The organism is Azonexus sp., from assembly GCF_036170495.1.
Classification (GTDB): domain Bacteria; phylum Pseudomonadota; class Gammaproteobacteria; order Burkholderiales; family Rhodocyclaceae; genus Azonexus.
Genome location: NZ_JAVHPH010000385.1, coordinates 1 through 10281, shown reverse-complemented (window position 1 = coordinate 10281; position 10281 = coordinate 1). Strand labels below are relative to the sequence as shown.

Annotated in this window: 10 protein-coding genes; 9 read left to right on the top strand and 1 reads right to left on the bottom strand. The window is 57.6% G+C overall.

What is annotated here, in order from left to right; genetic code table 11:
• A partial coding sequence (locus ADADOO_RS14040; protein ID WP_511278126.1) for a sensor histidine kinase occupies nt 1-1717 on the bottom strand: 1717 nt, incomplete at its 3' end.
• A gap of 68 nt (nt 1718-1785) precedes the next feature.
• Here ADADOO_RS14040 and ADADOO_RS14035 point away from each other — a divergent pair.
• From ADADOO_RS14035 to ADADOO_RS13995, 9 genes are all read left to right on the top strand, one after another.
• Entirely contained in the window at nt 1786-3219 is a 1434-nt protein-coding gene (locus ADADOO_RS14035; RefSeq protein WP_511278125.1) for a dicarboxylate/amino acid:cation symporter, read from the top strand.
• Between the two features lie 170 nt (nt 3220-3389).
• Nucleotides 3390-4394 carry a TRAP transporter substrate-binding protein gene (locus tag ADADOO_RS14030; protein ID WP_511278124.1) on the top strand — a complete coding sequence of 335 codons (1005 nt, stop codon included), beginning with the start codon at nt 3390-3392 and terminating at the stop codon, nt 4392-4394.
• Between the two features lie 63 nt (nt 4395-4457).
• Nucleotides 4458-5234 carry a TRAP transporter small permease gene (locus ADADOO_RS14025; RefSeq protein ID WP_511278127.1) on the top strand — a complete coding sequence of 259 codons (777 nt, stop codon included), beginning with the start codon at nt 4458-4460 and terminating at the stop codon, nt 5232-5234.
• Nucleotides 5231-6514, top strand: coding sequence for a TRAP transporter large permease (locus ADADOO_RS14020; protein ID WP_511278123.1), 1284 nt, complete (start codon nt 5231-5233; stop codon nt 6512-6514). The genes ADADOO_RS14025 and ADADOO_RS14020 overlap by 4 nt, the downstream gene beginning before the upstream one ends.
• A gap of 104 nt (nt 6515-6618) precedes the next feature.
• The gene (locus ADADOO_RS14015) at nt 6619-7305 is read left to right on the top strand and encodes a hypothetical protein (RefSeq protein WP_511278122.1); all 687 of its coding nucleotides are present in this window, start codon (nt 6619-6621) and stop codon (nt 7303-7305) included.
• Between the two features lie 72 nt (nt 7306-7377).
• Complete coding sequence (gene ndk, locus ADADOO_RS14010; RefSeq protein ID WP_310492060.1) at nt 7378-7806, top strand: nucleoside-diphosphate kinase; 429 nt, start codon at nt 7378-7380, stop codon at nt 7804-7806.
• A gap of 10 nt (nt 7807-7816) precedes the next feature.
• A complete protein-coding gene (gene rlmN, locus ADADOO_RS14005) occupies nt 7817-8911 on the top strand; it encodes a dual-specificity RNA methyltransferase RlmN (RefSeq protein WP_511278121.1) in 1095 nt (364 codons plus the stop codon).
• Nucleotides 8908-9708 carry a type IV pilus biogenesis/stability protein PilW gene (gene pilW, locus ADADOO_RS14000; RefSeq protein WP_511278120.1) on the top strand — a complete coding sequence of 267 codons (801 nt, stop codon included), beginning with the start codon at nt 8908-8910 and terminating at the stop codon, nt 9706-9708. The genes rlmN and pilW overlap by 4 nt, the downstream gene beginning before the upstream one ends.
• The coding region (locus tag ADADOO_RS13995) for a helix-turn-helix domain-containing protein (RefSeq protein WP_511278119.1) at nt 9705-10281 on the top strand (577 nt) is incomplete at its 3' end. The genes pilW and ADADOO_RS13995, both read left to right, overlap by 4 nt.

Genomic DNA, 10281 nt, shown 5'->3' with positions numbered 1-10281 from the left:
CGGCCTCATCGTTGCCGGCCATTGCTTCCATGCCGTTCCTGATCAAGTTGAGGAGCACTTGCTCCAGCATCAGGCGGTCGGCCGGGATCGGCGGTAGCGAGGGGATGGCGCATTCGATCCGGACATGCCGCTTGCGCGCCTCGGCTTCGACGAAACCGAGGCAGTCTTCAATGACTTCACCGAGCAGGCAAGGGGCGCGTTTGGGTTTGCTTTTGCGGACGAAGTCATGGACGCGGCGAATGATCTTGCCGGCGCGCTGGGCTTGCACCCCGATTTTTTCGAGAGCCGGCAGAATTTCTTGCGGCGTCGCCTTGCCACTGCTCAGTAGATTCTGGCAACCCGTGTTGTAGCTGGCGATGGCGGCCAGTGGTTGATTCAGCTCGTGGGCAAGGGTGGACGCCATTTCGCCCATGGTGACCAGGCGCGACGTGAATTGCAGTTGCTCCTGTTGCTGGCGAGCCAACTCTTCGGCGTGTTTGCGTTCGGTGATGTCAAGAACCGAGGCCATCCAGCCGGTATGCCTTCCGTTGCCATCGATCAGCTTGGCTTCATAGACGAGCGCCTGGAAGCGCTGGCCATTCTTGCGCATGAAGGTGATTTCGAAGCCATCTGGCGGCGCTTCGCCAGCCAGGACGGTCTGGTGAATCGCGTAGGTTTCTTCGAGTTGTTCCGGCGCCCAATAGGGCATCGGCGGCGCCTGGTTGACCAGCTCTTCAGCGCTGAAGCCGGTCATCGCGCAGAAGGCCGGGTTGACGTAAATGACGCGTCCGAGGAGATCCCTGGCGCGCATGCCAACGGTCAGTGAATCCTCCATGGCCGTCCGGAAGGCGTGTTCTTCGCGCAGCGCGTCTTCGGCGAGAGAGCGTTTTTTCATCAGGTCGCGGACCAGCCACAAGCTCCAGAAAACACCGGCGGCGAGCAAAATGATGGCGGCGACGAGCAGGCGTTGCAGAGAGTTGTCCGGCGCGCCATAGTTTGTTACCCGTAGCAACAGACCGGAGCCTGGGGGGTCGAAGGGTATTTCGTAGCTCTGGCTGCGATTGCCGGAAATATGGGTTTTCGTGGCGAATAGAAAATCGTTGTCGTCGACAATGTCGACCTTGTATTTCTCGGTAAACCACCATGGCACCTGGTTGGCGAGAAGGGTGTCGAGTGGATACAAGAGAACGAGCATGCCGGTTATGCGGCGTTCGTTGGTGACCGGAACAAGCAACTCGATGAAAGCCCGATTGTTTTCAAGGAAAAATGGTTCGCTGTATTGCTGCTTGCCCAGTCGGGTAGCTAATTCGAACGCCTTGGCGGTTACCGATGGGCCGAATGATTCGATTTCGCTATCCGGTGGCGTGGTGGTCGGCAGAGCGTCGAGCACCTGCCGGTCGCTGTCCAGCCAGAGTACTTGGGCAATATCCGGCGAGTTTTTCAATAGGTGCTTGGCGCGCAGCCGGAATAGTTTTTGGCGATTGGGCGAATTCGCCATATCCAGCGCCAGTTGCTGCATTTGTTCCTGATTGCCGTCGAGGTGAAAACGGAGATTTTGTTCCAGCCAGAGCACGTCCTTGATCAGGGCGGAGCGCTCTTCTTCGGCTTCGTTGCGGTGCAATAGCCAGATCAGGGTGAGTACCGCGACGAGCAGCAAGACGATGCCCATTTTGGGCAGGGCCAGCAGCCAGCGCAGCCGGCGCGAACTGCCGGGCGGGATCGGTAGCGTGCGATTCATTTCCAAAATGGTACACCACGTTTTTTCGGGCCGGTTGATTGTGGTTTTCCACAACTCGGAAATCCACAATGGTCGTCCGTTGCTGGGTCGGGGAGACTGCCGCCCGTTTTCCGGACTTTTCCGGGGCCCGCCATCAGAGGAGCGAAAATTCCATGGCCAGAAAAACAATATTCAAAAGTCTCTATTTTCAGGTAATCGTTGCCATTGTCATTGGTGTGGCACTCGGCCATTTCTATCCCGAAACCGGTGCGGCGATGAAGCCACTGGGCGATGGATTCATCAAATTGATCAAGATGATCATCGCCCCGATTATTTTCTGCACCATCGTCGTCGGCATCGCCGGCATGGAGGATATGAAAAAGGTCGGCAAGACTGGTGGCTTGGCCGTGCTCTATTTTGAAGTGGTCAGCTCCATCGCGCTGGTGATCGGCCTTGTCGTTGTGAACGTCTGGCAGCCTGGCGTCGGCATGAATGTCGATGTTTCGACGCTCGATACCAAGGGAATTGCCAAATTCGCCGATCCGGCCAAGATGAAGTCGACGGTCGATTTTCTGTTGAACATTATCCCGACCAGTGTCGTTGATGCCTTTGCCAAGGGCGACATGCTGCAGGTGCTGTTTTTCTCGATTCTCTTCGGCTATGCCATGCATGCTTTTGGCGAGCGCGGCAAACCGGTGTTCGATCTGATCGAAAAGCTGTCGCATGTGCTGTTTGGTATCGTCGGCGTGATCATGAAAGTGGCACCGATCGGTGCTTTCGGTGCGATGGCTTACACCATTGGCAAGCATGGTGTCGGTAGCCTGACTCAGTTGGCCAGCCTGATGGGCGCCTTCTACCTGACCTGTGTGATCTTCATTTTCGGCGTGCTGGGCAGCATTGCTGCGGTCCACGGCTTTTCCATCGTTAAATTGATCAAGTACATCAAGGAGGAGTTGTTCCTGGTGCTCGGCACGTCGTCGTCGGAATCAGCGCTGCCGCGTCTGATGGCCAAGATGGAAAACGCCGGCGCCCAGAAATCGGTCGTTGGACTGGTCGTGCCGACAGGTTATTCGTTCAACCTCGATGGCACCTCGATCTACCTGACCATGGCCGCCGTATTTATCGCTCAGGCAACCAACACGCCGATGGATATCGGGCAGCAGATTACGCTGCTGGTCATTCTGTTGCTGACCTCCAAGGGCGCGGCCGGCGTGACGGGAAGTGGCTTCATCGTGTTGGCGGCGACGTTGTCAGCGGTGGGTACCGTGCCGGTGGCCGGTTTGGCGCTGATTCTTGGTATCGACCGTTTCATGTCCGAAGCGCGTGCGCTGACCAACATTATTGGCAATAGCGTTGCCACGCTGGTGGTCGCCAAGTGGTGCAATGCGCTCGATAGGAAGCGGATGAACGCAGTCCTTAACAACGAAACCACCGATGAAGCAGACAATCCGGAGCTGGTTCTTGATGATGCACCTGATGTGATCATTCCTCACGTGCCGCGTCCTGTCGTCGAACACCACTGATCCCGAACATCGCCAAAAAAAAGCCGCTGGCTGGTCCGGCGGCTTTTTCGTGGGCGATTCGATTGTGGAAATTGTGGAAAACCACAATACGCAGCAGTTATATCTTTCGTAATAATTTCACTCAGCTGAAATTTTTAAATTTCGCTATTCCATATCCGGAGGAGAAAACAATGAAAGTATCCAAGCTACTGGTTGCCCTGTTCGCCGGCGCGCTGTCACTGGCCGCCTATGCCCAAGCCCCGATCGTCATCAAGTTCAGCCACGTGGTGGCGACTGATACGCCGAAAGGCAAGGCGGCCGAAATGTTCGCCAAGAAAGCTGGTGAGCTGACCCATGGCAAGGTCAAGGTCGAGGTGTACGCCAACTCGACGCTGTACAAGGACAAGGAAGAAATGGAAGCGCTGCAACTGGGCGCTGTTCAGATGCTCGCTCCATCGCTCGCCAAGTTCGGCCCGCTCGGTGTCAAGGGGTTCGAGGTCTTCGATCTGCCTTTTATCTTCGGCAGTTATGACGACTTGCGCAAAGTGACCAACGGCCCGGTCGGCAAGCAGTTGCTGAGCAAGTTGGAGCCCAAGGGGATTCGTGGCTTGGCCTATTGGGACAATGGTTTCAAGTCGTTCTCCCTGAACACGCCGATCAAGTCGCCGGCTGACCTGAAGGGCAAGAAGTTGCGCATCCAGTCGTCGAAGGTGCTCGAAGAACAAATCCGTGCCTTGGGTGGTTTACCTCAAGTGATGGCTTTCTCGGAGGTTTATCAGGCCTTGCAGACGGGGGTGGTCGACGGTACCGAAAATCCGATTTCGAATCTCTACACCCAGAAGATGCACGAAGTGCAGAAGCATCTGACGCTGACCGAGCACGGCTATCTTGGCTATGCGGTCATTGTTAACAAGAAATTCTGGGATGGCCTGCCGGCCGACATTCGGGCTCAATTGACCGACGCCATGGAGCAGGCCACCCGTTACGCCAACCAGATTGCCAAGGTTGAAAACGACAGCGCGCTGGAAGCCGTGAAGAAGAGCGGCAAGACGACGGTCTATGTGCCGACCAAGGAAGAGCGTCTGGCTTTCAAGAAGGCGCTGGTTCCGGTTCATCAGAAGATGGAAGGTCGGGTTGGCAAGGACGTGATCCAGGCGGTTTACAAGGATATCGGCTTTAAGCCGGATAGCCTCTAACCGTAGCTGCCACATGAACACGGGGGCTATGGCCCCCGCGTCACAACAGGGGAACTCGTCATGATCAACAAGGCGTTGAATCACCTTGAAGAGTTGCTGGTCACCTTCCTGATGGGAGCGGCCACACTCATAATTTTTGTTTCCGTTATGCACCGCTATCTGGCGGGGGTGAATATTCCCGGTTTACAGGACTGGTTGCTGACACTCAATTTCGGCTGGGCCCAGGAGCTTTGTATCATCATGTTTGTCTGGATGGCGAAGTTCGGCGCGGCTTACGGGGTGCGTACCGGCATCCACGTCGGGGTCGATGTACTGATCAATCGTCTTGACGACAGCACGCGCGGTAAGGCTGTTGTCTTCGGTCTGCTCGCCGGCGCCTTGTTTACGGGTGTGGTAGCGACGCTGGGCGCTAATTTTGTTTGGGAAAATGGGGCGCATTACGCCATCTTCCAGTTCCTTGGCATCGATACCGGCGACAACTACGAAGGTCCGACGACGCCTGATCTGGAATGGCCGACATGGATGGTCTATAGCGCCATCCCACTCGGTTCTTCGCTGATGTGCTACCGCTTTTTGCAGGTTTGCGTTGCCTTCATTCGCACCGGCGAACTGCCGCACCATGACCATGGTCACGTCGATGGCCTGGAAGAAGAGACGCCGCCGGTCGATGTCAATCTCTATGGCATGGATGACAATCTGCACATGCACGACCTGAAGCACCCGATGCTCGGCGAGCGCCGCTCAGGCGAGGATCGCCGGCAGGGCGAGGGCGGTACGCATGAAAACGAGCGTCGCGCGGTGGAACGCCGCAATGACGACGACAAAGGAGGCCAGCAATGAACGCCCTGGTGATTTTCGGCCTGCTCGCCGTGCTCATGCTGTCCGGCATGCCGATTTCGATTTCGCTCGGTCTGACCGTGCTCACCTTCCTCTTCACGATGACCGAGGTGCCGCTTGAATCGGTGGCGCTCAAGTTATTCACTGGTATCGAGAAGTTCGAAATCATGGCGATTCCGTTCTTCATCCTCGCGGGCAACTTCCTGACCCACGGCGGGGTGGCGAAACGGATGATCAACTTCGCCACGTCGATGGTCGGTCACTGGTACGGGGGTCTCGGCCTGGCTGGCGTGCTGGCCTGTGCGCTGTTTGCCGCGGTTTCCGGCTCCAGTCCGGCGACGGTCGTGGCGATCGGTTCCATTCTGCTGCCGGCGATGGTCAAGGCGGGATTCCCGAACAAGTTCGGGGCCGGTGTGATCGCGACTTCCGGGGCGCTGGGCATCCTCATCCCGCCGTCCATTGTCATGGTCATGTACTCGGTGGCGACCAATACCTCGGTCGGCGCCTTGTTCATGGCTGGCGTCATTCCCGGCATAGCGCTGGCGGCCACGCTCGGCGGCGTCACCTGGTATCGGGCCAAGAAGTTCAACTACCCGCGCCAGCCAAAGGCGACCTGGGGCGAACGCTGGAAGGCCTTCCGGGCTTCGGTCTGGGGCCTGCTCTTGATCGTGGTCGTGATGGGCGGTATCTACACCGGAATCTTCACGCCGACCGAAGCGGCTGCGATGTCTGCGGTCTACGCCTTTATTTGCGCGGTTTTCATCTACAAGGATCTCGGCTTCAAGGATGTGCCGAAGGTGCTGCTCAATTCGGCCAACATGTCGGCGATGCTGCTCTACATCATCACCAATGCCGTGCTCTTCTCGTTCATCATGACCAACGAGAACATCCCGCAGGCGCTGGCTGACTGGATGCTGGGCAACGGGCTCGGGATGATCAGCTTCCTGCTGGCGGTCAACGTCATCCTGCTGTTGGCTGGCAACTTCATGGAGCCGTCGTCGATTGTCCTGATCTTCGCCCCCATCCTGTTCCCGGTGGCCATGGCGCTGGGTATTCATCCGGTGCACTTTGGCATCCTGATGGTGGTGAATATGGAAGTCGGCATGTGCCACCCCCCGGTCGGCCTGAATTTGTATGTCGCATCCGGGATCACCAAAATGGGTATTACCGAGCTGACGGTGGCCGTCTGGCCGTGGTTGCTCTCCATGCTGTGCTTCCTGATGGTGGTCACCTATTGGCCGACGCTATCGCTCTGGTTGCCGCAGCGGCTGGGCATGATTTAAGGCTGGCTCTGCCGCAATGGACAAGCCCCGACCTGGCTCGGGGCTTGTTTTTTTGTGGACTGGGTGTGGCACAATCCGCTCCCCGGAAAGTCCGTTAGGAAATCATGAAATTCGCCCTCTCGATGATCGCGCTGATTGCTGTCGCTTTGGTTGTTCCGTTTTTGATTCCGGGGTTGGGCAAGCAGGAAGGTGTCGATCCCAACGCCAACCTGCCGTGGCAGATCGCGCTTGATGAGCGGGGTGGCAGCACGGTTTTCGGGCTGCGCCCGGGCGTCAGTACGCTGGGTGAGGTGCGCCAGAAGTTCGGCAGCGAGATCGACGTGGCCATCATCGCCGAGCCGAACGAAATGGGTACGCTTGAAGGCTATTACGCGCAAGTTGCGCTCGGTTTTGTGCTGGCCAAGGTGATTGTCACGGTCGACGCGAAAAATGAGCTGATTTCAGAAATGCGTGATCGGGCCCTGAAGGCCAAACATATGGAAAGCACGACGCGCAAGATCACCCTGAACCCTGATGACCTCGCCGCTATCGAAAAAATGCCGGTCAAGGCAATTAGTGTCATTCCGTCAGTCAACCTCGATGAAGCAACGGTGATTCAGCGTTTCGGGCCGCCGGGCGAACGGCTGATCGTCTCGGAAAAGCGGGTCCATCTGTTCTATCCCGAAAAGGGGCTTGATGTTGTCGTCGATGGTGATGGCAAGGAGCTGTTGCAATACGTCGCGCCGCGCAATTTTGCCGAACTGCGCGAACCGCTGAACAAGCGCGAAGGCGAGAAAACGCCAGCGCAGTGAGTCGGGCGTTGATGTTCTGAATCTGCTAAAATCGCCCGTTTTTCAACTGACTAGCTTTTGCGGAGCAATTAAATGGCTATCGAACTCGCCCTCTCCATCATCAAACCCGACGCTGTTGCCAAGAACGTTATCGGCAAGATTTACTCCCGTTTTGAAACCAACGGTCTGAAGATCGTTGCCTCCAAAATGGTCTGGTTGTCCGAACAGGAAGCCGGCCAGTTCTATGCCGTGCACAAGGCCCGTCCGTTCTTCAAGGATCTGGTTGCCTTCATGACCTCCGGTCCGGTCATGGTGCAAGTGCTCGAAGGCGAAAACGCCATCGCCAAGAACCGCGAACTGATGGGCGCCACCAACCCGAAGGAAGCCGCAGCCGGTACCATTCGCGCCGACTTCGCCGAGTCGATCGACGCTAACGCCGTGCATGGCTCTGACGCTCCGGAAACCGCTGCTGTGGAAGTTGCTTTCTTCTTCCCGGGCCTGAACGTTTACGCTGGCCGCTAAGCCACACCGAATGACCGTCAATTTGCTGGATTTCGATGGCGAAAGCCTGACTGCCTGGTTTGCCGAGCAGGGTGAAAAGCCCTTCCGGGCCAGGCAGGTTTTGCGCTGGATTCATCGTTCCGGCGTGGCGGATTTCGACGCCATGACCGACATCGCCAAGAGCCTGCGCGAAAAGCTCAAGGCGAAGGCGGTCGTGGCGCCGCCTGCCGTCGTCTCCGACAAGCTGTCGGATGACGGTACGCGCAAGTTCCTGATCGATGTCGGCAACGGCAACGCCGTCGAAACGGTGTTCATTCCCGAAGACGACCGCGGTACGTTGTGCATCTCGACGCAGGCCGGTTGCGCGCTCGACTGCGCCTTCTGTTCGACCGGCAAGCAGGGCTTCAACCGCAACCTGACGGTGGCCGAAATCATCGGCCAGCTTTGGCAGGCCAACCACGCCCTTGGCGCGGTCCACGGTGACGAACGGGTTATTTCCAATGTCGTCCTGATGGGCATGGGCGAACCGCTCGCCAATTTCGACAATTCCGTTGCCGCCTTGAAGCTGATGCTCGACGACAATGCCTACGGTCTGTCGCGTCGTCGCGTCACCGTATCCACATCGGGCCTGGTGCCGGTCATGGATCGCCTTGGAGACGAATGTCCGGTGGCCCTGGCGGTTTCGCTGCATGCCCCGAACGACAAGCTGCGCGACCAGATCGTGCCGATCAACCAGAAATACCCGCTGAAGGAACTGATGGCAGCCTGCCAGCGTTACCTGGACAAGGCGCCCCGCGATTTCATCACCTTCGAGTACATCATGCTCGACGGTATCAACGACAGCGATGCCCATGCCCGCGAACTGCTGGCACTGGTCAAGCACGTGCATTGCAAGTTCAATCTGATTCCCTTCAACCCCTTTCCGGACTCGCCGTTCAAGCGTTCCCCGGCCGAGCGGGTGCGCCGGTTTGCCGATATTTTGATGCAGGCCGGTATTGTGACCACGACGCGCAAGACGCGCGGTGACGACATCGATGCCGCCTGCGGTCAATTGGCCGGGCAAGTGCGGGATAAAACCAAACGTACCACCGGACGAGTGATTCCCTTAGTGGAGGCAAGATCGTGAAAATCTTTTCGCTGAAAAATCGGATCGTGGCTGCTTTTATGGGCGCCCTTTGTATTTCATCCGTTCAGGCGCAATACGATTTCAACCCTTCGGCAACCGGTCAATCGACGAATACAACCGATCCACGCAATCGGGCCAAGATTCATACCGAACTCGGGGCGATGTATTTTCAGGCCGGCAACCCCGGGGTCGCGCTCGATGAGTTGCGCATCGCGCTGAGCGCGGATTCCAGCTATTTCCAGGCATACAGCGTGCGCGGCCTGGTTCGCCTCTCGCTGAAGGAATACGGCAAGGCGGAAGACGATTTTCGCCAGGCGCTGAGCATCGCGCCAAACGATCCCGAGGTGAATAACAACTATGGCTGGTACCTCTGCGAAACGGGCAAGGAGCGCCAATCCATCGCCTATTTCCTTAATGCGCTGAAGAGCCCGTTGTATGAAACGCCAGATCGGGCCTACACCAATGCTGGTACCTGTGCTTTCAAGGCGGGTGACCTCGACGGTGCGCAGGATTACCTGCTCAAGGCCTTGCAGCTTTCGCACGATGGCGGAGTGTCGGCGCGCCTGCAACTGGCCAAGATTTTTTACCAACGTGGCAATTTTGAAGAGTCGCGCATTTACCTGGCCGAAGCCCTGAAAATGATGGAGCCGCCGACGGCTGATGCCCTTTGGCTCGGACTGCGCCTTGAGCGCAAGCAGGCTAACCGTGCTGGTGAAGCCGGCTACGCTTCACAACTGCGCGGACGATATCCGACATCGCCGGAGTATCAGGAATTCCTGAAAGGCAATTTTGAATGAGTGAGCAGGTGAATATTCAGGACATCGTCACCGAAGAGGTTGTTGTAATGTCCGGTCCGCCCGTTGGCGAGCAATTACGCGTGGCGCGCGAGGCGCGCGGGTTGGCGCTGGCCGATATTGCCCAGACGCTCAAGCTCGGGCCGCGGCAGGTCGAGGCCCTTGAGGCGGGCGACTGGAAAGGATTGCCGGGCAATACCTTCATTCGTGGCTTTGTGCGCAACTATGCCCGCCTGATTCAGATTGATCCGGCACCGCTGATGACGCAACTCGATGAAGTCCTCGAAAAGCCGGTCAATAAGCTCGGTGTGTCCGAGATGACGCCGGCCGCGATGCCGCATTCCGGCAGCGCCGGATCGCGGCGCAGCAAGCTGGTCGTGCTGGTTGGGGCGGGCGCTGTCGTTCTGGCTGCTTTGGCTTATTTTCTGATGCCCGGCGATCTTTCGTCTTTGCGCCAAAGCACACAGTCGCTGCTCGATTCTTTGGCTCGAAAGGATCCGGAGGTTTCGACGTCAGCGCCGGTTGCCGAGCCGATTTTCCCTCCGGGAACGACGCCGCAACAGGTCATGAATCCGC